Consider the following 23,113-nt stretch of genomic DNA (forward strand, 5'->3'; position numbering starts at 1 on the left):
GATCGGTGGGAGGGCAGGGCGGAACCGCGCGGGGAATATAGGAAAATTGCCCATACTCGCAACCGGCGCATTCAGCCAGCGTTAAGCGGCGCACGCCAAGCCTCCCTTCTGCGAGTTGGGAGATCGAGCGGATGTTCATCAAGAAGATCGACGGCCCGCGTGCCGTGACATTGCCCGACGGCTCGATCATGACCCGGGCCGACCTGCCCCCCGACGACACGCGCCGCTGGGTGGCCAGCCGCAAGGCAGCGGTCGTGCGGGCGGTGCGCTACGGCCTGATCACGCTGGACGAGGCGAAATCGCGCTACGGCCTGTCGCAGGAAGAGTTCGAAAGCTGGGCCAACGCCGTTGCCGAACATGGCGAGCAGGCGCTCAAGACGACCGCCCTGCAGAAGTATCGCTCGCCCCAGCCCCCGTCGGAGTGACCGGCCCCGCTTCCCATGGGCCGACACAGCACCGCTCGCGGCCCGCGAGACCCGGCGGCGCGATACGCTCGGAAGGCAAGAATGTCCGCCGTTCCGCGCGACCGGAGGCGCGTTGCGGCCGTGTTCGGACCTTCCTGGTGCGGCAAAACCACGCAGACCTGCGGATCGGCTGGCTCGGGGGAACGGTTTTGGCAACCATGAGTTGTGCCGATTCATGCTCAAGGCGAGTAACGACAAATTAACCATTTGCGGGGAATGTTCGTCGCGTAAGGGACGGCTAGCGGAGGTTGACGAGATGCGCGTTCTGCTCGTGGAAGACGATCCTGCGACGGCGAAGAGCATCGAGATGATGCTCACCCACGCCAATCTGAACGTCTACACGACGGATCTGGGCGAAGAGGGGATCGATCTCGCAAAGCTCTACGACTACGACCTGATCCTGCTGGATCTCGGCCTGCCCGACATGACGGGCCACGAGGTGCTGCGCGCGCTGCGCCTCGCCCGGGTCGAGACGCCGATCCTGATCCTGTCGGGGGCCGACGACACCGACAACAAGGTCAAGGGCTTCGGCTTCGGCGCCGACGACTACCTCACCAAGCCGTTCCACCGCGAGGAACTCGTCGCGCGGATCCATGCCATCATCCGCCGCTCCAAGGGCCATGCGCAGTCGATCATTCGCACCGGAAAGGTGACGGTGAATCTCGACGCCAAGACGGTCGAGGTGTCTGGCCGGCCCGTGCACCTGACCGGCAAGGAATACCAGATGCTCGAGCTGCTGTCGCTGCGCAAGGGCACCACGCTGACCAAGGAGATGTTCCTCAACCATCTCTACGGCGGCATGGACGAGCCCGAGCTCAAGATCATCGACGTCTTCATCTGCAAGCTGCGCAAGAAGCTCTCCGCCGCCACCGACGGCGACAACTACATCGAGACGGTCTGGGGCCGGGGCTACGTTCTGCGCGATCCCGAACCCGGCGTCGACGCGGGCGACGCGGTGGCGCTCGGCGCCTGAGCCGCGGCGGCCGTCGCGCCGACGCGCCTGTCCGCCCTCTCTCTTGCCCGTCTTTCGAAGCGGTGGCCGATGGGCTAAGGCCGCGCCATGTCCGACCCAGACGCGGCGCAGCCGCCTTTCGACATCGTGCCCGAACCGCTCTGCATCGCGGGCCTCGCCGTCGCCCGCGGCGGGGTGCCGGTGCTTGCCGGCCTCGAAGCCGAGGTCGCCCCGGGGGAAGCGCTGATCCTGCGGGGGCCGAACGGGTCGGGCAAGACGACGCTCCTGCGCACGCTCGCCGGCCTGCAGCCGCCCGCCGACGGTATCGTCGCCCCCGGGGCAGACGCGATGGCCTATGCCTCGCATGCCGACGGCATCAAGGCGACGCTCACGGTGCAGGAAAACCTCCGGTTCTGGGCGCGCATCCACGGCCACGCCGAGATCGCCCCCGCGCTTGCCGCCTTCGACCTAGCCGCCCTCGCCGACCGGCCGGCCGCGGCGCTCTCGGCCGGGCAGAAGCGCCGGCTCGGCCTCGCCCGGATGGTGCTGACGCGCCGCCCCGTCTGGCTGTTCGACGAGCCGACGGTCTCGCTCGACCGCGATGCCGTCGCCCGCTTCGCCACCGCCGTGACCGCGCATCTGCGCCGGGGCGGCCTCGCCGTGATCGCCACCCACATCGACCTCGGTCTGCCGCACGCCCGCACGCTAGACGTCACCCCCTTCCGCGCTACCGCGCTGCCCGGCAAGGCGGCACATGCCGCCGACGCCTTCGGCGACGACGACGGGAGCGCCTACCTGTGATCGCGCTGCTGGCCCGCGACCTGAGGCTCTCGATCCGGGCCGGCGGCGGCTTCGGCCTGGCGCTCGCCTTCTTCCTGATCGTCGTCACGCTCACGCCCTTTGCCGTCGGCCCGAACACCGCGACGCTCTCTCTCATCGCGCCCGGCATCCTTTGGCTCGGCGCGCTGCTGGCCTGTCTGCTCTCGCTCGACCGCATCTTCGCGCTCGACTGGGAGGACGGCGCGCTCGACCTCGTCGCCACCTCGCCGCTGCCGCTCGAGGGCGCCGCAGCGATCAAGGCCGCGGCCCACTGGCTGACGACGGGCCTGCCCCTGACGCTCGCCGCGCCCGCCCTCGGCGTGTTGCTCAACCTGCCGCCGCAGGGCTTTGTCTGGCTCGCGCTGTCGCTCGCCCTCGGCACGCCGGCGCTCTCGGTCATCGGCACGTTCGGCGCGGCGCTGACGGTCGGCGTCAAGCGCGGGGGCCTGCTGATGTCGCTGATCGTGCTGCCGCTCTACGTGCCCACGCTGATCTTCGGCGCCGAGGTGGCCCGCCGGGGCGCCGAGGCGCAGGCGACCGCCACCCCGCTCGCCGCGCTTGCCGCCATCTCGCTCGCCTGCGTGGCTTTGCTTCCGTTCGCGGCGGCCGCCGCGCTCCGCGTCAACCTGCGCTGAGGGAGCACGACCATGTCAGTTGCCCCCGCGTGCCCGCGCACATAAGTTCCGCCCATGTCGATCTGGGAATATGCCAACCCCACCAAGTTCATGCGCGTCACCGGCGTCGCGTTGCCCTGGCTCTGGGCGCTGACCGCGGTGTGCCTGACCGTGGGTCTGACCTGGGGCTTTTTCTTCACGCCCGACGATTTCCGCCAGGGATCGACGGTCAAGATCATCTACCTGCATGTGCCCTCGGCGCTGATGGGCATCAACGCGTGGCTTATGATGCTGGCGACCTCGCTGATCTGGCTGATCCGCCGGCACCATGTCAGCGCGCTCGCCGCCAAGGCCGCCGCGCCCGTCGGCGCGACGTTCACGCTGATCGCGCTGGCGACAGGCGCGCTCTGGGGGCAGCCGATGTGGGGCACATGGTGGGAATGGGACCCGCGGCTCACCTCGTTCCTCGTGCTGTTCCTGTTCTACCTCGGCTACATGGCGCTCTGGGCCGCCATCGAGGACCCAGACACCGCGGCCGACCTGACCTCGGTGCTCTGCCTCGTGGGCTCGGTCTTCGCGGTCCTCAGCCGTTACGCGCTGGTGTTCTGGAATCAAGGGCTGCACCAGGGCGCCTCGCTCAGCCTCGACGCGGAGGAAAACGTGGCAGACGTGTTCTGGTACCCGCTGCTCGTCTGCATCGCGGGGTTCGTGCTGCTCTTCGTGGCGCTCGTCTTCCTGCGCACGCGGACCGAGATCCGCGCCCGCCGGATCAAGGCGCTGGAAACCCGGGCGAGGATATCGGCCGCATGATGCCCGATCTTGGAAAATACGCGCTGTGGGTTCTGTCGGCCTACGGCGTGTCGATTGCCCTGCTGGCCTCGATCACAATGCTGTCGATCCTGCAGGCACGGCGGACGCGGCGCGCGCTGCAGGCGATGGAGGAAGGGCGCAAGCCCGGTCGCCGCGATGGCGCCCGATCAGAGGCCCCCGGCACCGTCAAGGAGGCCGCCAATGGCTAGGCTCTCGCCGCTCGTTCTTGCGCCGCCGCTGCTCTTTGCCGGCCTCGCGGCCTTGTTCTACGTCGGCATGAACCGCGAAGACCCTGACGCGCTGCCCTCGGCGCGGGCCGGGCAACCCGCGCCCGCGGTCGATCTCGTGCCGCTCGGCGACCGGCCGCTGCTGACCGACGCAGTGCTGGAGGAGGGGGGGGCAAAGCTCGTCAACTTCTGGGCGAGCTGGTGCGGCCCCTGCCGGGCGGAGCACCCGCTGCTGATGGACCTTGCCGAAGAGGGCGTGCCCATCCACGGGGTCAATTACAAGGACGAGGAGCGCAACGCGCTCGGCTTTCTCGCCGAGCTCGGCACACCTTACGAGACCAATGGCGCCGACCCGTCGGGTCGGACCGGCCTCGAATGGGGCCTCTACGGCGTGCCCGAGACCTACGTGATCGGCGCCGACGGAACGGTTCTGCTCCGTTATGCCGGCCCGCTCACGCCCGAGGTGATGGAACGCCGGATTCGCCCGGCGCTGGCCGAGGCCGGCGACACGGCCCCCCCCGTCAACTGACCGATCGCGTCACCTGGCCGAACCTGACCCATCGTGCTGCCCTGGCCCGGGGCCGTGTTGTGCTGTCCTGGCCCGGCGCCGTGTGCCGATCCACGGTCGCCGTGGCCATTATTGCATCAGCAAAATGCGGGCGGCCGGTGCACGTCCGCCCGAGTAGACGCGGGTGCGGCGGCAGATCAGGCCTCGTTCGCCTCGGCCTTGGGGGCGCTGTTTGCCGGCGCCGCAGCCCGCTTCGCCGTGCCCGATGCGGTGCCGCTCCCCGACGCGCCGGCGTTCAGCGGATCCTCCTGCCGTTGGACCGAACCCTCGAAATGGGCACCGGACTCGATGGCGATGGTCTTGTGGATGATGTCGCCCTCGACGCGGGCGGTGGAGGTGAGCCGCACCTTGAGGCCCCGAACGCGCCCCACGATGCGTCCGTTCACCACCACGTCGTCGGCCATGCACTCGCCGCGGATCGTGGCGCCCTCGCCAACGGTCAGCAGGTGGGCGCGGATGTCGCCCTCGACCGTGCCCTCGACCTGGATGTCGCCGGTCGTCTTGAGGTTGCCGGTGACGGTGAGGTCGGAGGACAGGATGGATGCCGGCGGCTTCGACTTCGGCGCCGCGGGGCGCGAGTCGGTGCCGGCGGCGGGCGCGTAGGACGGCTCGGCCGTCTTGGGGGCCTCGCCCTCTCTGGTGCCGGGACCGGGCTCGTTGATTCGGCTCTTAGAAAACATCGCGGGCTGCCCTTATGAAGTTCATGGGGTTGATCGGCTCGCCGTTCACGCGCGTCTCGTAGTGGAGATGCGTTCCCGTGGACCGTCCGGTGTTGCCCATATCACCGATGCGCTGGCCTTTCACTACCCTTTCGCCGTCGCTCACGCGGATTCGGCTCATGTGAGCGTAGCGCGTTTCGATGCCGAACTCGTGCTGGATCTTCACGAGCCGCCCGTAGCCCGACAGCCAGCCCGCATGCGTCACCACGCCGTCGGCGGTGGCGTAGATCGGCGTGCCGTGCGCCCCGGCAAAATCGGTGCCCGCGTGCAGCCGTCCCCAGCGCTGGCCGAAGCCCGAGGTCAGGCGGTACCCCGATTTGACCGGCATGGAAAACGGCGCCTTCTCCGCTGCGAGACGGTACAGGTTCATGCGGTCGAGCCCCCTGAGGATGGCGTTGGCGCGCAGCTCCTCCTCGGTGGGCTCGGCGGCCTTGGTCGAGAAGCTGATCGGCGTAAGCGGGCCACCGGTGCCCGAATAACCTTGCCGCACCGCGTCGAGCAGGCGCTCGGGCGGCAGGCCGGCGGCCGAGAACATCTTTTCCAGCGGCTCGACCGAGACGGTCAGCGCTTCTTCGAGCTGGGCGAAGATCTTTTCGTTGCGTGCCCGCGACAGGTCGCGCTCGAACTCCAGCTCCTCGGCGAGCGCCAGGGCCTCGGCGGCCTCGTCGGCCATCCTGTCGCGCTCGGCCGCGGTCGCTTCGAGCGCGGCGTTGAGGAAGGCGAGCGTCGTCTCCACCTCGGCGAGCTCGGCCTCGCCCTCGGGCCCCGGCATCTCGCCACCCTCGAGCGCCGCGACGAGACGGTCGCGCTCGCCGCGGGCGGCATCGCGCTCGTCCATCGTGCGGCGCAGGGTGGCCTGGATCACCCCGATGCCCGTTTCCAGCTCGCGTCGCCTGTCCTCGGAGGCGAGCAGCTGCGACTGCATCACCGAGATCTGCTCGAGCGCGGCGGCGAACCGCTCCTGCGCGGCCCGTGCCTCCTCCGCGCGGGCATCGCGGGCGTCAGAGAGGGCGTTGAGCCGCTGCTCGTAGAGCGCCTGGTTGCGCAGCGCCTGCTCGCGTGCGTCGCCGGCCGAGATCGAATCCATCAGCAGGATCGCGGTGGCGATGATCGCCCAGCCCACCACGGCGGCGGAGCCGAAGATCGCCGCGGCCTGCGTTCCGGGAGAGAGGCGGATGAAGCGGGTCTGGTCGGTATCCGACCTCAGGTAGAGCCTCTGTTCGGGCAGATAGCCCTCGAGAATGCCGCGGAAGCGGTGTGCCAAGATCCCACGCAAGACCTGTCCCCGTATGTCGCGTCGCTGCTCGATCCGGGCGTGGCGCCGTCCCCACGCGGCCGCCCGGTTCACGATCTCGATACGCAAAGCGCCCGCATTGGGCAAGTTGGCTGTCCAATTCCGGCCTCAAGAGGCCCGAAATCGGCGGCTTGCCGCCGAAAGCGCGGCCGCAGAGCCACGCCAAGGCGGCCACTCGTCGAGCGTGGCGCGCGGCGGTTCGGCGTCAGGCGCCGCCCGCGAGCGGCCAGTAGAAATCGGGGGGCAGGCCGGCCTCGGCGCGCTTTTCCTCGTTGAAAGGCGGCTTTGTGCCGCCGCGGAAGTAGCGGCGCACGAGGGCGTGGAACGTCTCGGTCGGGTCGAGGCCGTCGCGCCCGCACAGCCAGTTGAACCATTTCGAGCCGTAGGCGACGTGGTGGACTTCCTCTGCGTAGATGACCTCGAGCGCGGCGACCGCCTCCTCGGCGCCCGCTTTCCGGAAGATGTCGATCATGCCTGGCGTCACGTCGAGCCCGCGCGCCTCGAGCACCATCGGCACCACCGCGAGCCGGCCGAGCAGGTCGCCCGCGGTGTCCTCGGCCGCGCGCCACATGCCCGCATGGGCGGGCAGGGCGCCGTAGTCGCTGCCCATCGCCGCGAGGCAGTCGCAGACGAGGTTGAAGTGCTTCGCCTCCTCGTCGCCCGCGCGCACCCAGTCGTCGAAGAACGACAGCGGCACTGGGGCATCGGCGAACCGCGCGACCACGTCCCAGTGCAGGTCGACCGCGTTGAGCTCGATATGGGCGACGGCGTGCAGCAGCGCGATGCGGCCCGCCTCGGTCCCCGGTCGGCGCCTGGGCACGTCGCGCGGGTCGAGCAGCTCGGGCCGCTCCGGCCGGGCGGGGCGGTCGGGCGGGCGCGCCTGACCCAGCGGGATCGTGCGCCCCGCGGCCCGTGCCTCGGCCCAGGTGGCGGCATGGGCGCGGGCGCGGGCGGTCTTTTCTCGCCCGTCGGCGGTCGTGAGCACGTCGACGGCCATCTCGGTGAGGGTCTGCATGATCGGGGCTCTCGCGTGGCTGTGGGCTGCATCGCCCGGGGCCGATACACGGCCCGCCCGCGCGAGGGAACCGTGCGGGCCGCCTCAGGCCCTGCGCCGCCGCCGTCGCCCGCCCGCGGCCTCGCCGCCGCCGGTATTGAACGACACGTCCGGCAGCGGCACGATGCTGGCAAGTTCGGGGAACGGGTCGACCGAGTGGGGCAGCGCGTTGGCCGCCACGAAATGCTCCTGGAAGCGGGGCTCGATCGCAGTCTCGATCTTGGTGATCCGGCGCACCGTTCGTTCTATCTCGGCCCGGAGCCGCCGGTTGAGCAGCGCCATGCGCGCGCCGGTGCCGGCGGCGTTGCCGGCCGAGGTGACGTGTTCGAGCTTCGCGTCGGGGATCATGCCGAGCACCATGGCGTGCCTCGGCGAGATATGCGCGCCGAAGGCGCCGGCGAGCACGATGCGCTCCACCCGGTCGACGCCGCGCGCATCCATCAGCAGGCGCGCGCCGGCATAGAGCGCCGACTTGGCGAGCTGGATCGCGCGGATGTCGCCCTGCGTGACGGCGATGCGGGGCCCGCCCGCCGCGCTGTCGTCGTGGATCAGGTAGGCGTGCGTGCGCCCCTCGGCGACGCAGCGCGGGGTGCCGACCTGCTCGGCCGACCCGATCAGGCCGCTCGCGTCGACGATGCCCGCCATGCGCATCTCGGCCACGGCCTCGATGATCCCCGAGCCGCAGATGCCCGTCACGCCCCCCGGCCCGACGGCCTCGGCGAAGCCCGGCTCGTCGGACCAAAGCTCGCAGCCGATCACGCGGAAGCGCGGCGCCTTCGTGGCGGGGTCGATCTCGATCCGCTCGATGGCGCCGGGCGCGGCGCGCTGGCCTGCGCTGACCTGCGCCCCCTCGAAGGCGGGGCCGGTGGGCGACGAGCAGGCGAGCACCCCCTCGCGGTCGCCCAGCAGGATCTCGGCGTTGGTGCCGACATCGACGATCAGGGTGAGGGCGTCGGCCTTGTCGGGCGCCTCCGACAGCACCACCGCGGCGGCATCGGCACCGACATGACCGGCGATGCACGGCAGGATGTGTGCGCGCGCGCCGCGGCTGATCGCGGCCAGGCCAAGCTCGGACGCCGCGAGGCTCACCGCGTCGGATGTGGCCAGAGCGAAGGGCGCCTGGCCGAGCTCCACCGGGTCGATGCCCAGCAGAAGGTGGTGCATGACCGGGTTGCAGACGATCACCGCCTCGACGACCGTGCGGGGATCGACCTGCGCCTCCTCGGCGATGGCGCCGGCGAGCTCGTCGAGCGCGGCGCGCACCGCGACGGTCATCTCGCCCGCGCCGCCCGCGTTCATCATCGCGTAGGAGACGCGGCTCATCAGATCCTCGCCGAAGCGAATCTGCGGGTTCATCACGCCCGACGAGGCGAGAACGCGGCCCGTGACCAGCTCGCACAGATGCGCGGCAATGGTGGTCGAGCCGAGATCGATGGCGAGGCCGTGCAGCGGCCCCTCGACGAAGCCGGGCCAGACGTCGACGATGGTCGCCGGCCCGTCGGGCTCTGGCTGGTGAAGGGCGACGGTGACCTGCCAGCCGCCCTTGCGCAGAACCGGCTGAAGGCGGGCGAGCACCGGCAGCGGGCACTCGGCGCGCTCGATGCCCCAGCTCTCGCGCAGTGCGACGCGCAGGCGCTGCAGGTCGCCGGCCGGGTCGTGCATGTCGGGTTCGGGAACCTCGACGAAGGCAAGCCGTGTCGCGGGGGCCATCTCGATCGCGCGCTCCGTCGCTGCCTTGCGCACGACCTGCCGGTGCACCTGGCTCTCGGCGGGGATGTCGATCACCACGTCGCCCTGGATGGTCGCCTGGCAGCCGAGGCGCCGCCCGGGTCTCAGGCCCCGCTTGTCGTGGTAACGCTGCTCGACTGCGTTCCATTCCGAGAGCGCGCCCTCGCGGGAGATCACCGCGTGCTTGGCGAAGTCGCCGAAGGCGGGCGCGACTTGGCAGCGCGAACAGATTCCGCGCCCGCCGCAGACCGAGTCGAGGTCGACGCCGAGGCGGCGCGCGGCAGCGAGCAAGGGCGTGCCCACCGGGAACCTGCCCCGCTTGCCCGATGGGGTGAACACGAGGAGCGGATCCGTCATGAGCGGCCCCGGGACCGGGCCCCCAAAATTCTTGGCCAAGAATTTTGGTTAACCAGAATATTGGGCAATATTCTGGTCAGCAGATCACCGTCATGTGCCCGCGATTGCAGAGGATGACGAACTGTCCGCCAACCTCGACCATGTGAAACCCGCGCCGTCGCACCTCCAGTTCGAGGCGATCGCGGCCCAGATGCCGCTCGACGTCGCTCACTTTCCGGCGCACCACGCCGCCGGTCTGCGCCGCCTTGGCGGAGAAGATCTGCTCCAGCCAGTGCTGACTGGCCGACGTGACGGGGGGCGCTGGCATCATGTTCATGTTGCCAGACTGACCCGACCATGGTTAACGCCATGCTAACCGTCATGCGCTGCGCCGCCGGCCGCGGCGGCCGCCCCGGCCGGCGCCTGCGTCCGCGGCGGCGCGGGCGGCGTCGGGAAAGCTTGCGCCCGCGTTTACCGCTTCCGCGACGCGCGAGAAGCCGATCCACCGGCCCCCGTTCGGGTCGTGATCCATCAACAGGTTCGCCGCGCGGATCGCCTCCATCTCGACCAGGCGCACCGGGTTCATGATGGCAGACGTCATGCCTGCCCCGATCGCCATCGGCAGGAACGCCGCGTTGATCCCGTGCCGGTTCGGCAGCCCGAAGGAGATGTTGGAGGCGCCGCAGGTCGTGTTCACGCCCAGCTCGTCGCGCAGCCGCCGCACAAGGGTGAAGACCTGCCGCCCGGCGCTGGCCATCGCGCCCACGGGCATCACCAGCGGGTCGACCACGATGTCGTGCGGCCTGATGCCGTGATCCGCGGCGCGCTCGACGATCTTCTTCGCCACGGCGAAGCGCACGTCCGGGTCCTCGCTGATCCCGGTGTCGTCGTTCGAGATCGCCACGACCGGCACGTCGTATTTCTTGACAAGCGGCAGGATCGCCTCCAGCCGCTCCTCCTCGCCGGTCACCGAGTTCAGCAGCGGGCGTCCCTCGACCTCCTCCAGACCAGCCTCGAGCGCGGCAGGAACGGACGAGTCGATGCAGAGCGGCACGTCGACCAGCGCCATCACCGTGCGCAGCACCTGCCGCATCAGCGGCGGCTCGGTCTGGTTGGGGTCAGGGTTGGAATTGTAGACGACCCCCGCGTTGATATCGAGGACCATCGCCCCGCAGGCGACCTGCTCCAGCGCGTCCTTCTCGACGGTCGAGAAATCGCCCGCCTCCAGTTCGGCGGCCAGCTTCTTGCGGCCGGTGGGATTGATCCGCTCTCCGATCACGCAGAACGGCTCGTCGAAGCCGATGGTGACGGTGCGGGTCCTGCTCTCGACGACGGTGCGCGCCATTCTTGTCTCTTTCGCAGTCTCTGGGCCCTTGAGGGCGGGGGGGTCAGCGGGCGGCGGCTTCGCGCGGGCCCGGCGCGGCGGCGAGCAGGCGCGCCGCCCACTCCGCCGAGGCGGCGATGCCGCCGAGCGGGAAGACGTGGACCTGCGCGACCTGGAAGGCCGGATCGGCCCGCTTGTGCGCTGCCAGCTCGCCCAGCATCTCGTTGGGCTCGTAGGGCTTGACCAGCTTCGTGACGTCCTTCGCGCGCCGCTGCAGCACGCGCAGCGAGGGGCCGACGCCGCAGGCGATGGCATACTTGATCATCGTCTGCAGCTTCGCCGGGCCGGCCACGCCCACATGGATCGGCAGGTCGATGCCCTCGCGCCGCAGCCGGTCGGCCCACGCCACGATCGGTGCCGCTTCGAAGGCGAACTGGGTGACCAGCCCCATCTGCGCGTCGGTGCGCTCGGAGAACGCCTGCTTCCAGCGCAGCGCCTCGGTCACGCCCCGCTCGCCGCCATCGGGGTCGATGTCGCGGTTCCCCTCGGGGTGGCCGGCCACGTGAAGCCGGGTGAAGCCGGCCTTGTCGAACAGCCCCGTCTCGAGCAGCTGCATCGACGAGTGCAGCGCACCGGCAGGCTGCGCCTCGCCGCCGGCGAGCAGCAACGCCTCGCGCACGCCCGCCTCGCCCTGATACCGGGCGATCCAGTCATCGAGCGTGGCGATGTCGGGGATGTTGCGCGCAGGAAAATGCGGCATCACCTCGTAGCCCGCGCGCGCCAGCCGCTTCGCCGTCGCCACCATGTCGTCGATGGGGGTGCCGGCGATATGGGCGATGTAGACTCGCGTGGCCTCGGGCAGGAGCGCGTGGAAATCGGCTACCTTCGCGGCCGTGCGCGGCATCACCTCGATCGAGTAGCCCTCGAGGAAGGCCGCTGTGGCGGCCGGCGTGGGCGCGGGGTCGCGCATCTTGAAGCTCAGCAGGGCCATCGGGGCCTCCCATGCAACGGTGGGGTCAGGGTGTCGGTCCGCTCGCGGTGCTCACGGACCCGTCCCGGAGACGCGGGGGCGGGGCGCGGCCTCGGTGGCGAAGCCGTCGTTCTCGATCAGGGCGCGAAGCGCGGCGGCGTCGCAGGCCGCCTCGATCCGGGCGGCCTCGCGCGCGGCGATCTCCCCGGGCACGCCGTCGGCCGCGTAGGCCGGCGCCTTGCGCCATTCGGCGAGATAGGCGTCGGCGTCCTTCGCGCCGATCCGCATCGCGCAGCGATCGATGGCCTGCTCGAAGCGCTCCGGCAGCGCGACCTTCGCCGCGCGCCGGCCCTTGCCCACGATCACCTGGGCGGGAATGTCGCGCCAGTAGACGACGGTCACCTCGGGCATGGGGCGGCTCCTTGAATTCGCCCGTCCTGCATACGCGGGCATGCGGCGGCGCTCCGGTTCGTTTTCGACATGGTGAGGCGCCTTGGCGACCTCCGCGCCGCGTCGGGACACGCGGGGCAGCGCGCGCGGGTGGCGCCATCGCGCGAATCTTGCGCGGCGCGCCTTGAGCGACTACGTTCGAGACAACTCGAAAAGGAGGGCGCGACGATGGCGCCCAGGCGTCCCACGGGTGCGGGCGCGTTCCCGAGACCGGTCGATACCCCCGCGCCGACACCGCCCGATCCGGTGCAGCCCTACGCTGCGCTCGATCTGGGCACGAATTCATGCCGGATGCTGGTGGCCCAGCCCAAGGGCGCCCAGTTCCACGTCGTGGATTCGTTCTCGAAATCGGTGCAGCTCGGCGCCGGGCTGGAAGGGACGGGCCGGCTCAGCCGTGCCTCGATGGCGCGCACCGTGCAGGCGCTGAAGATCTGCAAGACGAAGTTCGTCAAGCACAACGTCCGCCGCATGCGGCTGGTGGCGACAGAGGCGTGCCGGCGGGCGACCAATGCGCGCGACTTCATCGCCTATATACGCCGCGAGACGGGGCTGGAGCTCGAGATCATCGAGCCCGAGGAGGAGGCGCGCCTCGCCGTCGTCTCCTGCGCGCCGCTGGTCTCCACCAAGACCGAGCAGCTGCTCGTGGTCGATATCGGCGGCGGCTCGACCGAGCTGGTGTGGATCGATCTCTCCCGCGTGCCGAGTCCCGAGCGTCCGCGCGCGATCATGCGGCTGCACAAGGGCTTCCAGTCGGCCTTGCACCCGGGCGCCGACCCGTTCCCCACCGCCAGGGTCGTCGACTGGATCAGCGTGCCGCTGGGCGTGGCGACGCTGCGCGACCAGTTCCGCGACGTGGCCGACGATTCGGGACGCTTCGCGCTGATGAGCTGGTATTTCGAGGAGCAGCTCGCCGAGTTCACGCCCTACCAGGCCGATCAGACGCGCGAGGGCTTCCAGATCATCGGCACCTCCGGCACGGTGACGACGGTCGCGGCCTCGCACCTGGGCCTGCGCCGCTACGACCGCTCCAAGGTCGACGGGCTGCGCATGACATCCGACCAGATCGACGCGGTGATCCGCGACTATCTCTCTCTCGGCGAGGAGGGGCGGCGCACCGATCCGCGCATCGGCAAGGACAGGCAGGCCCTGATCATGTCGGGCGCGGCGATCCTGCAGGCGCTGATGCGCGTCTGGCCCACCGACCGGCTGTCGGTGGCCGACCGTGGCCTGCGCGAGGGCCTGCTCTACGCGCAGATGTCGGCCGACGGCGTGCTGGAAGAGGGGCCGTTCTGAGAAAGCCGCCCTGCGGCGGCTTGCCTCCGGCGGGGATATTTTCGGCAAGAAGAAGGGGCGGGGCGTGCGCCGGGCTTCTTCTTGCTTCAAATATCCTCGCCGAAGGCAGCGAAGTTTCATCGCAACGGATGGCACGGGCGCGAGGATGGCGAAGAAGACGAGCGGGCGCGGGCAGCGCGAACTGCGGGTAAAGGTCAGGACGGCACGGGGGCGGAAGCTGTCGTCGACGCGCTGGCTGGAGCGACAGTTGAATGACCCCTATGTGGCGCGGGCGCGCCGAGAGGGGTATCGGGGCCGGGCCGCCTTCAAGATCATCGAGATCGACGACAGGTATCGCTTCCTCCGGCCGGGGGCGCGGGTGGTCGATCTGGGCTGCGCGCCGGGGGGCTGGAGCCAGGTGGCCGTGGCGCGGGTCAACGCCCTCGGCAAGGCGACGGGCAAGCCGGTGGGGCGCGTGCTCGGCCTCGACCTGCAGGAGGTCGAGCCGATCCCGGGGGCCGAACTCTGGCAGATGGATTTTCTGGAGGAGGGCGCGGACGACGCGGTCAAGGCGTGGCTCGGAGGGCCGGCCGACGTGGTGATGTCGGACATGGCCGCCGCCGCGTCGGGCCACAAGCAGACCGACCACCTTCGGATCGTGGCGCTCGGCGAGGCGGCCGCCGCGCTCGCGTTCGACGTCCTGGAGGAGGGAGGCACCTTCGTCGCCAAGGTGCTGGCGGGCGGCGCCGAAGCCGACCTTCAGGCCGAGTTGAAGCGCCGGTTCGCGAAGGTGGCCAACGTGAAACCGCCGGCGAGCCGTTCGGACAGTTCGGAGAAGTTCGTCGTCGCCACGGGCTTTCGCGGGCCGCGGAGGCAGGAGGGCGAGCCCGGGGCGGCGCCGGGAAGAGAGGAGACTCGGCGCGCCCCGGACCGCTGAGAGGTCAGGCGGTCTCGGTCTGCCCGGCGGACCCGGCCGGTACACGGCGGCGGGGGCCGTCGGCGGCGAGGGTCGATTTCGGGCCGCCCTCGCGGCGCTGCTTCTCGATGGCGCGCACGCTGAGATAACCGAAGGCCACCATGAAGCCAAGCGTGCCGAAAGTGAGGATGCCAAGTCCGAAGTCCATTGCCGTCTCCTTGCAAAGCTTCGTTGCGTGTCTGTCGTCTCACCGGCCGGCAACGCTGCCGTGGTGAATGTCCGGCTAACGATGGCGCAGGCGCGCCGGATCACCGGCGCGGGCCGTTCTGCCAAAGAATACAATGGCATACAGGGGCCGCGCGCCGGCGCGGTGTAAACCGACGCCGAAAAGCCGTCTCGAACGCGCACGTTATCGGGTGTCAGCGCCGCAGGACGGTCAGGTCACGAGAGTGTGAGGGGGCGGCGCGCTCAGCGCGCGACGACGACGACGGCGAGGCCGTAGAGCGCCAGGCCGACGATGCCCGCCTGTGCCGCGAGGAGGGCCAGCAGGAACAGGGCGGCGAGCACGGCGCCGACGATCGCGGCCTGCTCGCCCGTCGAGCGGGCGGCGAGGCGGCGCTCGACCTCGGCAAAGTCGCGCCCCGTCAGCCAGCCCGAAAGCAGCGTGATCGCCACCGCGCGGCAGGCGAGGCCGGCGCCACGAAAGATATCCGGAAGACTCCCGTTCATGGCTGTCGAAATAGCATGCGGTCGCATACGCCGCAACGGGAGGGCCGGGGCGCGCCCTGCGGCGGGCTGTCCCGCGACCCCGCGCCGGGCTCGCCGCCGGCGTTCCGATGCGACACGATCATCGCCGGCGCCCCTGCGGCGCCATGCCCGCCTGCCGGGGCTGGCGCGCCGCGCCTATCCCGACTATATTTGTAGGTAACCAGAGGGACGCTGCACCGCCAATGACTGCCACCGCCCGAACCGACGCCCTTCGCCTTCTTTCCCCCGCCGAGCGGCGCCGCGAGATCGCGCCGCCCCCCGCCGTTCCGGTCGAGGCGCTGGCGGGAGAGGCGCCGATGCTTGAAAAGCTGCGCCAGGCGGCACGCCGCGCCCGCGCGGGGCGCCAGATGTCGCTGGCCGAGGCGCAGGCCTGTCTCGCCTGTCCGGGCGCCGCCTCTGGCGCGGCCGAGGTGCTGGTGCGCGTGCTGGCCGAGGTTCTTGGGCGCCGCCCCGTCTTTCACGCGCCGGGCGCCCGGATGGCGTCGTTCGACGAGGCGTGGCTGTGCCGGTGCCGGGCCGCGCAGGCCGCCCGCGACAGTGACAGTCTTGCCCTGCTGACCGGTCGCCGGGTTCACCCGGCCATGCGCCGCGCCTTCCTCGATCTGTTGCGCGTGGTCTGAGCGGGGCGGTCGGGATAGGTCTGTGCCGCGTCGTTCCGGGCGGCGATGGCGCGGCGCGCGTTTTTTCTCCGGTCGGGGCTGGACGCCGGAGAAAGACTAATTAGAATAATTCCAAGCTAGCCGCCGCCAGCCACAGACCGTCACCGGGCAGTCCCGCGCGGGCGGCATCCAAACGAGGGCGCCAGACGCGCCCTGACGCGACCGAGAGGACACGATAGATGACAAGCACCGCCGCCGATCTCAGCCCCGATTCCACGACCGCCATCTGCGAGGCGCTCAACCAGTCCGTCGCCGAGACCGTCGTCACCACGATGCTCGCGCAGAACTTTCACTGGAACGTGACCGGCATGGCCTTCGGCCCGCTGCACGAGATGTTCCAGGACATCTACGAGGACCATTTCGAGGGGCAGGATGATCTGGCCGAGCGGATCAAGGCGCTGGGCGGCCATGCCGAAGGCACGCTCAAGGGCATGCTCGCCCGCTCGAAGGTGACCGAACACGAGGGCCGCGCGACCGACCGCGAGATGATCGCGAAGATGCTCGAGGCGCAGCAGATCGTGGCCGCCACGCTTGCCCAGTGCGGCGAACTGTCGGCCGAGCACGGCGACACGCTGACGGAAGACCTGTGCATCGCGCGTGGCCAGAAGCACGAGAAGTTCGCCTGGATGCTGCGCGCCCATCTCGAGTGAGCGCCGCGCGCCTGCGCGGAAGCAAAAGCGCCGCTGCGTCTCGCCGCGGCGCTTTTCGACTCCGTGCGCAAGATCAGGCCCGGCACGAACGGGTCAGGCGGCGTCGCGCACCGGTTTGGGCGGCTTGATGCCCTTCTTGAGACAGCGGCGCAGATAGGCCGGCGCCCAGGCTGAATACTTGCCCATCTGCGCCTGCTGGGCGCGGATCAGGGCGATGAAGGCGATGCGCTGGTCGTCCTTCTTCAGCCCCTTGAACATCTTCTTCTGCACCTTCGTCATCGAGCAGCCGATGCAATGCTCGCCCGCCGGCCCGTCGCGGCGGAACTTGCAGACATCGATGCAGGGGCTGGGGGTTTTCCTGGCCAAGGCGATCGTCCTCTTACTTGGTGAGAATCAGCTTTCCCGCCCGCGTGATGCGGAGCGAATAGGCGGTGCCGTCGAGCATGAGCACCGCCTGGGTGCCGTTGCGCATGAGCTGACGAACGTCGTGGGCGGGCAGGGCGCGCGCGGCCCCGCCGACCGGCGGCGGGGCGGCTGCGTGCGGGGCGGGCTCGCCCGGGCTGCGCCGCGCCCCGCCCCGGCCGTCGTGCCAGCCATGGCCGGCGCCGCGCTGTGTCGCGTCGTCTCGCCGGGCGGGGGCGCCGCGAAAGTCTCCGTCCATGGGCCTCTCCTGTCGTGGTCTCGGGCGCACGCTGTCCGCTGCCGTGCGCGCCCGTGCTGTCGGCGCTGGCTCCCGTCGGGTGGCTGCAGATAACCTTAGTGAAACGCTCGGGCTTGTAAAGCGCCCGCGCCTGCGCGTTTCGGCGCAGGTCGGGGCCGGGCACCGGGCAGGGGCCGGCGGGGCGAACACGGGGGGCGCGACGCCCGATCCCGCGCCACCGGGCCCGGTCCGCGCCGCCGGGGCAGGCAGGAGTGCGGTATGCCGAAGTATATGCGTTCTGCGCCACCGGCCCGCGTTTACAGGGCGTCAGGCGGGCGCTATCTGCCGCCCATGGATGATGCCGCCCCCCCCACCGCGCTCGCCGATCACCCGCTCCGCTACGAGCTGGCCAACGAGCTGCATGCGCGGCCCTTCCCCTCGCTCGACGCGCCGTGCCGGGTCGTCTACCTCGCCATCAAGCAGCCCAGGGAGGCCGCCGCGCGCGACCGCGGCGCCGACCGCGCCCACCTGCTCGAGCTGCTCGATCGCTTCGGCGCGACCCACCCCAAGCCCGGCGCGACCCACTATTTCGGCGATCTCGGCAAGCACCAGATCAAGTGGGAGTGCCATACCGAGTTCGTCACCTACACGATCTTCACTCCCGACGTCTCCGAACGGCCGTTCGACCCCAAGGCGTTCGAGGTGCTGCCGGCCGACTGGCTGGCGCGGGCGCCCGGCGCGCGCATCACCTCGGCGCTGATCCGCGTCGAGGAGGTGGCCAAGGCCGACGAGGCGAGCGTTCTGCCCAAGGCATTTTCGTGGTTCGTGCCCGAAAGCCTCGCCGTCAGCCGCGTGCTCGACGACACCGCGATCATGGCGGGCGATTTTCGCATCGACGAGGGCGGGCACATGCGCTTTGCCGTCTTCGTGCGGCCCGACACGGGGGCGCGGCGCATCGGGCGGATCGTGCAGCGCCTGACCGAGATCGAGACCTACAAGACCATGTCGATGCTCGGCTACCGCCGGGCCCGCGACCTGTCGGCGCGGATGGGCGAGCTCGACCAGGCGCTCACCGCCCTCGTCACCGACATGACCGGCCCGATGGAGACGCCCGAGCACTCGCTCGAGAGCCTGCTGCGCGTCGCCTCCGAGCTCGAGGCGCTGCGCGCGCAGGCGACCTTCCGCTTCGGGGCGACCGCGGCTTACGAGGCCATCGTCAACGACCGCGTGCGCGTGCTGCGCGAGCAACGCTTCGAGGGGCGCCAGACCTTCCAGGAGTTCATGGCCCGCCGCTTCGACCCCGCGATGCGCACCGTGAAGTCGACCGAGGGGCGGCTCACCGAGATGGCCGAGCGGGCGATGCGGGCGGGCGACCTGTTGCGCACCAAGGTCGATGTCGAGCGGCAGGCGCAGAACGCCGACCTGCTCGCCTCGATGGACCGCCGAGCCGATCTGCAACTGCGCCTGCAGCGCACGGTCGAGGGCCTGTCTGTGGTGGCGATCAGCTATTACGCGGTCAATCTCGTCGCCTACCTCGCCTATCCGGTGACGGCGCCCCTGGGGCTGTCCGAGGGGCTCGCCACCGCGCTGCTCACTCCGCCGGTAGTGCTCGGCGTGTGGCTGATGGTGCAGCGGATCCGGCGCCACCTCGAGTGAGCAGGGCGTCGGCCGCGCGCGCGCCGGCCACGATTGCGGCGAGCGCGAGCAGGGCAGACACCCCCAGGGTGGCCACGCCCGACAGCCCCGCGCCCACGGTGCAGCCCCCCGCAAGCACGCCGCCCACCCCCATCAGCACGGCGCCGAGGGCATAGCGGCCGGTCTGGCGCGGGCTCTCGAAGCTCTCCCACCGCGCCTCGCGGCGGAGCACGGCGGCGACGAGTGCGCCCGCGAGCGTCCCCGCCAGCAGCCCCACGCCGAAAGTCGCGGGCACGGCGGTCGAGGCGATGGCGAAGAAGAGCGAGTCGGCCGCGGGCGCGGTAAAGGAGAGCGATTCGAGCGCCACCGGGTCGAAATCGTCGAACAGGACGTGGCCCGTGCCGACCCAGCCCGCCGGCACCAGCGCGCCGATCAGGGCGCCGAGGGCGAGGTCGCGGGGCCGGGCGCCGGCGCGCCAGGCGAGCGCGAGCGCGCCCGCGGCGAGCAGGGCCGCCCAGGCGAGGCCGTCGCCGGGCAGGGCGCCGAGCGCGGCGACATCGCCGAGCGGCACGGTCACGCCGCCCAGCGCCACGCGCGCCGGCGCGAACACGCCCTTTAGCGTCGCATGCGCCACGAGGGCGAAGACGACGATCACCGAGAGCGCGCGCAGGTTGCCGCCCGCGCCCAGCACCAGCAGGCGAGAAGGGCAGCCGCGCGTCAGGACCATGCCCGCGCCGAAGAGCGTGCCCCCGAGCAGCACCGCCAGAACCGGCAGCTCGGCGGCGTGAAAGCGGTGTGCGCCGAATGCCACCAGATCCGCCGCGACGGCCGCCTGCGTGCCCAGCACCGCCACCGCCAGCCCCGCGGCCCAGACGGCCAGTGCCGCCCGTCGCTCCGGCCCGGCGACGAGGCCGCGGCGCAGGCAGAAGCGGCTCACGGCAGCCGCCGCCCCGAAGGCGAGGCCCAGAAGCGCCCCCAGCCACACGGCCGCCTGCGGCGCCGTCAGTGTCTCGAAGCCCAGGGATGCATACATGGCGCGTCTCCCGCGAATGCCTGTCCGGTTCCGGCCGGGGCATACGGGGGCACGCCAGGGTTGGACAAGCGCCGCCCGGCGAACGCCCGTTCGCCCCGCGGGGCGGCTGCCGAACGGCCGTTCCGCCGTCGGGATGGGCCGGAACGCTCGGTCCGGCGGGTCGCCCGCGCGTGGAAAGCCGGTCCTTTCCGCAAGGCTGGCGCAGAGGCTGGCGGCGTCCGTTGCGGATTGCGTCTCCGCGTCCGCCGCCCCGAAGTAAGAGCGGACGCGGCGAGGCGGGTATGGTAGTTTCTTATTCGAATGTAATCAGGAGCGTGGCGCGCATGCTTCGTCGCCTCGTCTATCGCAGTGCGCCGCTCAGGCCCCCCGAGGCGGTGATCCTCGACATCCTGCGGGTGTGCGATGCCCGCAACGCGCCACTCGGTTGCTCCGGCATGCTGTACTACGACGACGGCACCTTTGCCCAGCTCATCGAAGGCCCCGAGGAGGGGCTCGCCGCGCTCTGGCGCTCGATCGAGGCCGATTCGCGCCACCGCGTGCTGTGGCATCGCACCCTCCCCGCCACGGCCCGCGAGATCGGGAAAGGTCTGCCGATGGGGTTCCTGTCGAAGCGCGAGGCCCGCGCCGACCCGCGATACGCGCCCCTTGACGCCGTGTTGGCCGACGACGTGCTATCCGCCCCGGGCGGCCCTGTCCGCGGGCCCGGGCTCGGGCAGGCTCTCGCAGCGGCCGCGCGCCTGAAATACCCCGTCGCCGCGATGCCCGACGCCGGCTGAGCGGCGCACGCCTCGACCGAGCGCGCCTCGACGGCTGGAAGCGGGCGCGATCCGCGCGTATCTCTGCGCTGTCACCCGCACCCAGGAGGCCCCATGCCCATCAAGAACCGCTTCGCCGAGCTGCACCCCGAGATCGCCGAGTGGCGGCGCGATATCCACGCCCATCCCGAACTGGGCTTCGAGACGCATCGCACCGCGGTGCTCGTGGCGGAAAAGCTGCGCGCCTTCGGCATCGACGAGGTGGTCGAGGGCGTGGGCCGCACCGGCGTCGTCGGCGTGATCCGTGGTCGTTCCACCGCGTCGGGCAAGGTGGTCGGCCTGCGCGCCGACATGGACGCGCTGCCGATGACCGAGGTGACGGGCGCCCCCTACGCCTCGAAGACGCCCGGCGCCATGCATGCCTGCGGCCATGACGGCCACACCGCGATGCTGCTCGGCGCGGCGCGCTACCTCGCCGAGACGCGCAACTTCGACGGCACGGCGGTGGTGATCTTCCAGCCCGCGGAAGAGGGCGAGGGCGGCGGCCGAGAGATGGTCGAGGACGGGCTGATGGAGCGCTTCGGCATCCAGGAGGTCTACGGCATGCACAACTGGCCCGGCGTGCCGGCCGGCACCTTCGCCATCCGCACGGGGCCGTTCTTCGCTGCGGCCGACCTCTTCGAGATCGAGGTCGAGGGCAAGGGCGGCCACGCCGCCAAGCCGCACGAGGCGACCGACACGACGCTGATCGCCTCGCACATCGTGGTGGCGCTCCAGTCGGTGGTGGCGCGCAATGTCGATCCGGTCGAGCAGGTGGTCGTCTCGGTCACCTCGTTCGAGACCGAGTCGAAAGCCTTCAACGTGATCCCGCAGAAGGTGACGCTGCGGGGAACCGTGCGCACGCTCTCCGAGCCGATGCGCGACCTCGCCGAGACGCGGCTCAAGGCCGTGGCCACCGGCACGGCGGCCGCCTATGGCGGCGAGGCGATGGTGCATTACAAGCGCAACTACCCGGTCACGGTGAATGCGCCCGAGCAGACCGACTTCGCCCGCGACGTGGCGCGCGCGGTGGCCGGCGACATCAGGGAGGCGTCGGTGACGATGGGGGGCGAGGATTTCTCGTTCATGCTCAACGAGCGGCCCGGCGCCTACATCCTCGTCGGCAACGGCGAGACGGCGATGGTCCACAACCCCGCCTACGACTTCAACGACGAGTCGATCCCGGCCGGCTGCTCCTACTGGGCCGAGGTGGTCGAGCGGCGGATGCCGGCGGCCTGACCGCCCGCACTCATGGCGCTGGCCCGGGGGCGCTCCCGCCTCCGCTCGGGCGCGCGGGCGCGCCTCGCTCCGTTGGGCCCGGCCGCGCGCAGGGGCGCGCGGCGGGAGCCGCGGGACGGCCGAGTCGCGAGCCGCTCGGTCGTCGGCTGGCGGCGGCTCGCCGAGCGGGGTAGGGGGGCGCATGACCGCCACCGTCGCCTGCATCAAGTGGGGCACCCTCTTCGGGCCCGAATACGTCAACCGTCTCTATTCCGGCGTGCGGCGCAACCTCTCGGTGCCCGTCCGTTTCCTGTGCATGACCGAGCGGCCCGAGGGGCTGCACCCCGACATCGAGGTGCTGACGCTGCCGGACGAGCCCTTCCGCGCCGAGATGGACGCCGCCCTCGCCGTGGCCGACCGCAAGGGTGCGATGCGCAAGGTGAGCCTCTTTCGCCCCGGCCTGATCGCGGGGCTCGACGGCCCCGTGCTCGGCTTCGATCTCGACGTGGTCATCACCGGACCGCTCGACGACCTGCTGGCCCATGCGCCGGGCACGGTCGCCATGCGCGCCGACTGGGTGGAGGCGCGGCGCGGCCGGCCCACGGGGCACGGCTCGGTCTTTCGCTTCGACCCTGCCCTGCACCCGTGGCTCTACGACCGGCTCGCCGCCGACCCGGCCGGCGAGGTTGCCCGCGCGCGCGGCTCCGAGCAGCGCTACACCTCGACGCTCGCCCAGGAGAAGCGCGCCTTTGCCTACCTGCCGCCGGAGCAGGTTGTCAGCTTCAAGCACGACTGCCTCGACCTGCCGCCCTTGAACTGGATTCGCCCCGCCCGTCTGCCGCGCGAGGCGCGGGTGGTCTGCTTTCACGGGCACCCAAAGATGCACGAGGCGGTGGCGGGCTGGTGGGGCAGCCCCCTGCGTGCCTGCCGCGCGGTGCCGTGGCTGCGCGAGCACTGGATCGACCGCGCGGCCCGAGACCTCGGCGCGGGCTGGGCCTGACAGCCCCCTCCGCTCGCAGGTCGACCGAACGGTGTTGCCGATGGCCGCCGGCCCGGCGTGGAGGGAGGGGCGCGCGCGACGAGACGCGGGCAGCGCCAGCGCAGCCCCGGCGCGGCACCGAGCAGTCCCCGCCCCTGTCGTCGGCTGCCCGACCGCTCGCGCGATCTGCCAGACGGAGGTGCCGCCGTGCCCGTGCCAT

The 23,113-nt window shown here is 71.1% G+C and carries 28 protein-coding genes; 15 read left to right on the forward strand and 13 right to left on the reverse strand.

Translation table 11 applies throughout. The features are described from left to right. The first annotated feature begins 131 nt into the window (after positions 1–131). The 7 genes from DLJ49_RS07275 to DLJ49_RS07305 all read left to right on the forward strand — a co-directional run bounded on the left by DLJ49_RS07275 (position 132) and on the right by DLJ49_RS07305 (position 4,415). A complete protein-coding gene (locus tag DLJ49_RS07275) occupies positions 132–425 on the forward strand; it encodes a CtrA inhibitor SciP (RefSeq protein WP_115392877.1) in 294 nt (97 codons plus the stop codon). 295 nt (positions 426–720) lie between these two features. Further along, positions 721–1,437 (forward strand): response regulator transcription factor CtrA, encoded by a 717-nt coding sequence (ctrA, locus tag DLJ49_RS07280; RefSeq protein WP_115392878.1) that lies wholly within the window; start codon positions 721–723, stop codon positions 1,435–1,437. An 87-nt stretch (positions 1,438–1,524) separates the two neighbouring features. Continuing rightward, positions 1,525–2,217 carry a heme ABC exporter ATP-binding protein CcmA gene (gene ccmA / locus DLJ49_RS07285; protein WP_115392879.1) on the forward strand — a complete coding sequence of 231 codons (693 nt, stop codon included), beginning with the start codon at positions 1,525–1,527 and terminating at the stop codon, positions 2,215–2,217. Beyond that, entirely contained in the window at positions 2,214–2,870 is a 657-nt protein-coding gene (ccmB, locus tag DLJ49_RS07290) for a heme exporter protein CcmB (RefSeq protein ID WP_115392880.1), read from the forward strand. Before ccmA ends, ccmB begins: the two co-directional genes overlap by 4 nt. Before the next feature lie 54 nt (positions 2,871–2,924). After that, entirely contained in the window at positions 2,925–3,659 is a 735-nt protein-coding gene (locus DLJ49_RS07295; RefSeq protein ID WP_115392881.1) for a heme ABC transporter permease, read from the forward strand. Continuing rightward, the gene (gene ccmD / locus DLJ49_RS07300; protein WP_115392882.1) at positions 3,656–3,868 is read left to right on the forward strand and encodes a heme exporter protein CcmD; all 213 of its coding nucleotides are present in this window, start codon (positions 3,656–3,658) and stop codon (positions 3,866–3,868) included. The genes DLJ49_RS07295 and ccmD overlap by 4 nt, the downstream gene beginning before the upstream one ends. Then, a complete protein-coding gene (locus tag DLJ49_RS07305; RefSeq protein ID WP_115392883.1) occupies positions 3,861–4,415 on the forward strand; it encodes a DsbE family thiol:disulfide interchange protein in 555 nt (184 codons plus the stop codon). Before ccmD ends, DLJ49_RS07305 begins: the two co-directional genes overlap by 8 nt. 176 nt (positions 4,416–4,591) lie before the next feature. Here the strand turns inward: DLJ49_RS07305 and DLJ49_RS07310 are convergent, their stop codons facing one another. From DLJ49_RS07310 to DLJ49_RS07345, 8 genes are all read right to left on the reverse strand, one after another. Next, on the reverse strand, positions 4,592–5,134 hold the full coding sequence (locus tag DLJ49_RS07310) for a bactofilin family protein (protein ID WP_115392884.1): 543 nt from the start codon (positions 5,132–5,134) through the stop codon (positions 4,592–4,594). Beyond that, positions 5,124–6,449, reverse strand: a complete 1,326-nt coding sequence (locus tag DLJ49_RS07315; RefSeq protein WP_369932502.1) for a DUF5930 domain-containing protein — start codon at positions 6,447–6,449, stop codon at positions 5,124–5,126. The genes DLJ49_RS07310 and DLJ49_RS07315 overlap by 11 nt, the downstream gene beginning before the upstream one ends. A 223-nt stretch (positions 6,450–6,672) precedes the next feature. Further along, entirely contained in the window at positions 6,673–7,482 is an 810-nt protein-coding gene (locus DLJ49_RS07320; RefSeq protein ID WP_115392886.1) for a ferritin-like domain-containing protein, read from the reverse strand. Positions 7,483–7,566: 84 nt separating this feature from the next. After that, complete coding sequence (locus DLJ49_RS07325; RefSeq protein WP_115392887.1) at positions 7,567–9,606, reverse strand: ASKHA domain-containing protein; 2,040 nt, start codon at positions 9,604–9,606, stop codon at positions 7,567–7,569. 76 nt (positions 9,607–9,682) lie between these two features. Beyond that, positions 9,683–9,922, reverse strand: a complete 240-nt coding sequence (locus tag DLJ49_RS07330) for an N-(5'-phosphoribosyl)anthranilate isomerase (RefSeq protein WP_115392888.1) — start codon at positions 9,920–9,922, stop codon at positions 9,683–9,685. Between the two features lie 42 nt (positions 9,923–9,964). Continuing rightward, positions 9,965–10,930: a methyltetrahydrofolate cobalamin methyltransferase gene (locus DLJ49_RS07335; protein ID WP_115392889.1), complete on the reverse strand. Its 966-nt coding sequence runs from the start codon at positions 10,928–10,930 to the stop codon at positions 9,965–9,967. Positions 10,931–10,973: 43 nt separating this feature from the next. Next, positions 10,974–11,900 carry a methylenetetrahydrofolate reductase gene (locus DLJ49_RS07340; RefSeq protein WP_115392890.1) on the reverse strand — a complete coding sequence of 309 codons (927 nt, stop codon included), beginning with the start codon at positions 11,898–11,900 and terminating at the stop codon, positions 10,974–10,976. Between the two features lie 51 nt (positions 11,901–11,951). Then, positions 11,952–12,290: a virulence factor gene (locus DLJ49_RS07345; protein ID WP_115392891.1), complete on the reverse strand. Its 339-nt coding sequence runs from the start codon at positions 12,288–12,290 to the stop codon at positions 11,952–11,954. A 207-nt stretch (positions 12,291–12,497) separates the two neighbouring features. Here DLJ49_RS07345 and DLJ49_RS07350 point away from each other — a divergent pair, with 207 nt between their 5' ends. Next, entirely contained in the window at positions 12,498–13,622 is a 1,125-nt protein-coding gene (locus tag DLJ49_RS07350; protein ID WP_115392892.1) for a Ppx/GppA phosphatase family protein, read from the forward strand. Between the two features lie 145 nt (positions 13,623–13,767). Beyond that, positions 13,768–14,538, forward strand: a complete 771-nt coding sequence (locus DLJ49_RS07355) for an RlmE family RNA methyltransferase (RefSeq protein WP_115392893.1) — start codon at positions 13,768–13,770, stop codon at positions 14,536–14,538. Between the two features lie 4 nt (positions 14,539–14,542). Here the strand turns inward: DLJ49_RS07355 and DLJ49_RS07360 are convergent, their stop codons facing one another. Further along, positions 14,543–14,725: a hypothetical protein gene (locus DLJ49_RS07360; protein WP_115392894.1), complete on the reverse strand. Its 183-nt coding sequence runs from the start codon at positions 14,723–14,725 to the stop codon at positions 14,543–14,545. A 260-nt stretch (positions 14,726–14,985) separates the two neighbouring features. Next, a complete protein-coding gene (locus DLJ49_RS07365; RefSeq protein WP_115392895.1) occupies positions 14,986–15,246 on the reverse strand; it encodes a hypothetical protein in 261 nt (86 codons plus the stop codon). 221 nt (positions 15,247–15,467) lie between these two features. On the opposite strand from DLJ49_RS07365, the gene DLJ49_RS07370 reads away from it, so the two are divergent. Both DLJ49_RS07370 and DLJ49_RS07375 read left to right on the forward strand, forming a co-directional pair. Next, on the forward strand, positions 15,468–15,905 hold the full coding sequence (locus tag DLJ49_RS07370) for a hypothetical protein (RefSeq protein WP_115392896.1): 438 nt from the start codon (positions 15,468–15,470) through the stop codon (positions 15,903–15,905). Positions 15,906–16,123: 218 nt separating this feature from the next. After that, positions 16,124–16,594 carry a Dps family protein gene (locus DLJ49_RS07375; protein ID WP_115392897.1) on the forward strand — a complete coding sequence of 157 codons (471 nt, stop codon included), beginning with the start codon at positions 16,124–16,126 and terminating at the stop codon, positions 16,592–16,594. A 93-nt stretch (positions 16,595–16,687) separates the two neighbouring features. Here DLJ49_RS07375 and DLJ49_RS07380 read toward each other — a convergent pair whose 3' ends face one another. Both DLJ49_RS07380 and hemP read right to left on the reverse strand, forming a co-directional pair. Next, positions 16,688–16,960, reverse strand: a complete 273-nt coding sequence (locus tag DLJ49_RS07380) for a DUF1289 domain-containing protein (protein WP_115392898.1) — start codon at positions 16,958–16,960, stop codon at positions 16,688–16,690. Between the two features lie 13 nt (positions 16,961–16,973). Further along, positions 16,974–17,093: a hemin uptake protein HemP gene (gene hemP, locus DLJ49_RS22375; protein WP_233488853.1), complete on the reverse strand. Its 120-nt coding sequence runs from the start codon at positions 17,091–17,093 to the stop codon at positions 16,974–16,976. Positions 17,094–17,585: 492 nt separating this feature from the next. Here hemP and DLJ49_RS07390 point away from each other — a divergent pair, with 492 nt between their 5' ends. After that, positions 17,586–18,890, forward strand: a complete 1,305-nt coding sequence (locus DLJ49_RS07390) for a DUF3422 family protein (RefSeq protein ID WP_115392900.1) — start codon at positions 17,586–17,588, stop codon at positions 18,888–18,890. Here DLJ49_RS07390 and DLJ49_RS07395 read toward each other — a convergent pair. After that, positions 18,826–19,902, reverse strand: coding sequence for a YeeE/YedE family protein (locus tag DLJ49_RS07395; RefSeq protein WP_115392901.1), 1,077 nt, complete (start codon positions 19,900–19,902; stop codon positions 18,826–18,828). The two genes, DLJ49_RS07390 and DLJ49_RS07395, sit on opposite strands and share 65 nt — an antisense overlap. A gap of 323 nt (positions 19,903–20,225) precedes the next feature. Here DLJ49_RS07395 and DLJ49_RS21710 point away from each other — a divergent pair, with 323 nt between their 5' ends. From DLJ49_RS21710 to DLJ49_RS07410, 3 genes are all read left to right on the forward strand, one after another. Continuing rightward, complete coding sequence (locus DLJ49_RS21710; RefSeq protein ID WP_158547419.1) at positions 20,226–20,678, forward strand: BLUF domain-containing protein; 453 nt, start codon at positions 20,226–20,228, stop codon at positions 20,676–20,678. 93 nt (positions 20,679–20,771) lie between these two features. Further along, positions 20,772–21,935, forward strand: coding sequence for a M20 aminoacylase family protein (locus DLJ49_RS07405; RefSeq protein ID WP_115392903.1), 1,164 nt, complete (start codon positions 20,772–20,774; stop codon positions 21,933–21,935). Positions 21,936–22,116: 181 nt separating this feature from the next. Further along, the gene (locus tag DLJ49_RS07410) at positions 22,117–22,914 is read left to right on the forward strand and encodes a glycosyl transferase (protein WP_115392904.1); all 798 of its coding nucleotides are present in this window, start codon (positions 22,117–22,119) and stop codon (positions 22,912–22,914) included. Positions 22,915–23,113: the final 199 nt, after the last annotated feature.

Origin of the sequence: Rhodovulum sp. 12E13, assembly GCF_003340565.1 — a bacterium.
Classification (GTDB): Bacteria; Pseudomonadota; Alphaproteobacteria; order Rhodobacterales; family Rhodobacteraceae; genus HLUCCA09.

What these genes read in the sequence shown, in the direction of transcription:
- DLJ49_RS07405 (WP_115392903.1), top strand. Translation starts at nt 20,772, where the DNA reads ATGCCCATCAAGAACCGCTTCGCCGAGCTGCACCCCGAGATCGCCGAG.
- DLJ49_RS07340 (WP_115392890.1), bottom strand. Translation starts at nt 11,900, where the DNA reads ATGGCCCTGCTGAGCTTCAAGATGCGCGACCCCGCGCCCACGCCGGCC.
- DLJ49_RS07305 (WP_115392883.1), top strand. Translation starts at nt 3,861, where the DNA reads ATGGCTAGGCTCTCGCCGCTCGTTCTTGCGCCGCCGCTGCTCTTTGCC.
- DLJ49_RS07360 (WP_115392894.1), bottom strand. Translation starts at nt 14,725, where the DNA reads ATGGACTTCGGACTTGGCATCCTCACTTTCGGCACGCTTGGCTTCATG.
- DLJ49_RS07395 (WP_115392901.1), bottom strand. Translation starts at nt 19,902, where the DNA reads ATGTATGCATCCCTGGGCTTCGAGACACTGACGGCGCCGCAGGCGGCC.
- DLJ49_RS07370 (WP_115392896.1), top strand. Translation starts at nt 15,468, where the DNA reads ATGACTGCCACCGCCCGAACCGACGCCCTTCGCCTTCTTTCCCCCGCC.
- ccmD (WP_115392882.1), top strand. Translation starts at nt 3,656, where the DNA reads ATGATGCCCGATCTTGGAAAATACGCGCTGTGGGTTCTGTCGGCCTAC.
- DLJ49_RS07375 (WP_115392897.1), top strand. Translation starts at nt 16,124, where the DNA reads ATGACAAGCACCGCCGCCGATCTCAGCCCCGATTCCACGACCGCCATC.
- DLJ49_RS07410 (WP_115392904.1), top strand. Translation starts at nt 22,117, where the DNA reads ATGACCGCCACCGTCGCCTGCATCAAGTGGGGCACCCTCTTCGGGCCC.
- ctrA (WP_115392878.1), top strand. Translation starts at nt 721, where the DNA reads ATGCGCGTTCTGCTCGTGGAAGACGATCCTGCGACGGCGAAGAGCATC.
- DLJ49_RS07310 (WP_115392884.1), bottom strand. Translation starts at nt 5,134, where the DNA reads ATGTTTTCTAAGAGCCGAATCAACGAGCCCGGTCCCGGCACCAGAGAG.
- ccmA (WP_115392879.1), top strand. Translation starts at nt 1,525, where the DNA reads ATGTCCGACCCAGACGCGGCGCAGCCGCCTTTCGACATCGTGCCCGAA.
- DLJ49_RS07275 (WP_115392877.1), top strand. Translation starts at nt 132, where the DNA reads ATGTTCATCAAGAAGATCGACGGCCCGCGTGCCGTGACATTGCCCGAC.
- DLJ49_RS07335 (WP_115392889.1), bottom strand. Translation starts at nt 10,930, where the DNA reads ATGGCGCGCACCGTCGTCGAGAGCAGGACCCGCACCGTCACCATCGGC.
- DLJ49_RS07320 (WP_115392886.1), bottom strand. Translation starts at nt 7,482, where the DNA reads ATGCAGACCCTCACCGAGATGGCCGTCGACGTGCTCACGACCGCCGAC.
- DLJ49_RS07390 (WP_115392900.1), top strand. Translation starts at nt 17,586, where the DNA reads ATGGATGATGCCGCCCCCCCCACCGCGCTCGCCGATCACCCGCTCCGC.
- DLJ49_RS07325 (WP_115392887.1), bottom strand. Translation starts at nt 9,606, where the DNA reads ATGACGGATCCGCTCCTCGTGTTCACCCCATCGGGCAAGCGGGGCAGG.
- DLJ49_RS07365 (WP_115392895.1), bottom strand. Translation starts at nt 15,246, where the DNA reads ATGAACGGGAGTCTTCCGGATATCTTTCGTGGCGCCGGCCTCGCCTGC.
- DLJ49_RS07345 (WP_115392891.1), bottom strand. Translation starts at nt 12,290, where the DNA reads ATGCCCGAGGTGACCGTCGTCTACTGGCGCGACATTCCCGCCCAGGTG.
- DLJ49_RS07350 (WP_115392892.1), top strand. Translation starts at nt 12,498, where the DNA reads ATGGCGCCCAGGCGTCCCACGGGTGCGGGCGCGTTCCCGAGACCGGTC.
- DLJ49_RS07330 (WP_115392888.1), bottom strand. Translation starts at nt 9,922, where the DNA reads ATGAACATGATGCCAGCGCCCCCCGTCACGTCGGCCAGTCAGCACTGG.
- DLJ49_RS07355 (WP_115392893.1), top strand. Translation starts at nt 13,768, where the DNA reads ATGGCGAAGAAGACGAGCGGGCGCGGGCAGCGCGAACTGCGGGTAAAG.
- DLJ49_RS21710 (WP_158547419.1), top strand. Translation starts at nt 20,226, where the DNA reads ATGCTTCGTCGCCTCGTCTATCGCAGTGCGCCGCTCAGGCCCCCCGAG.
- DLJ49_RS07295 (WP_115392881.1), top strand. Translation starts at nt 2,925, where the DNA reads ATGTCGATCTGGGAATATGCCAACCCCACCAAGTTCATGCGCGTCACC.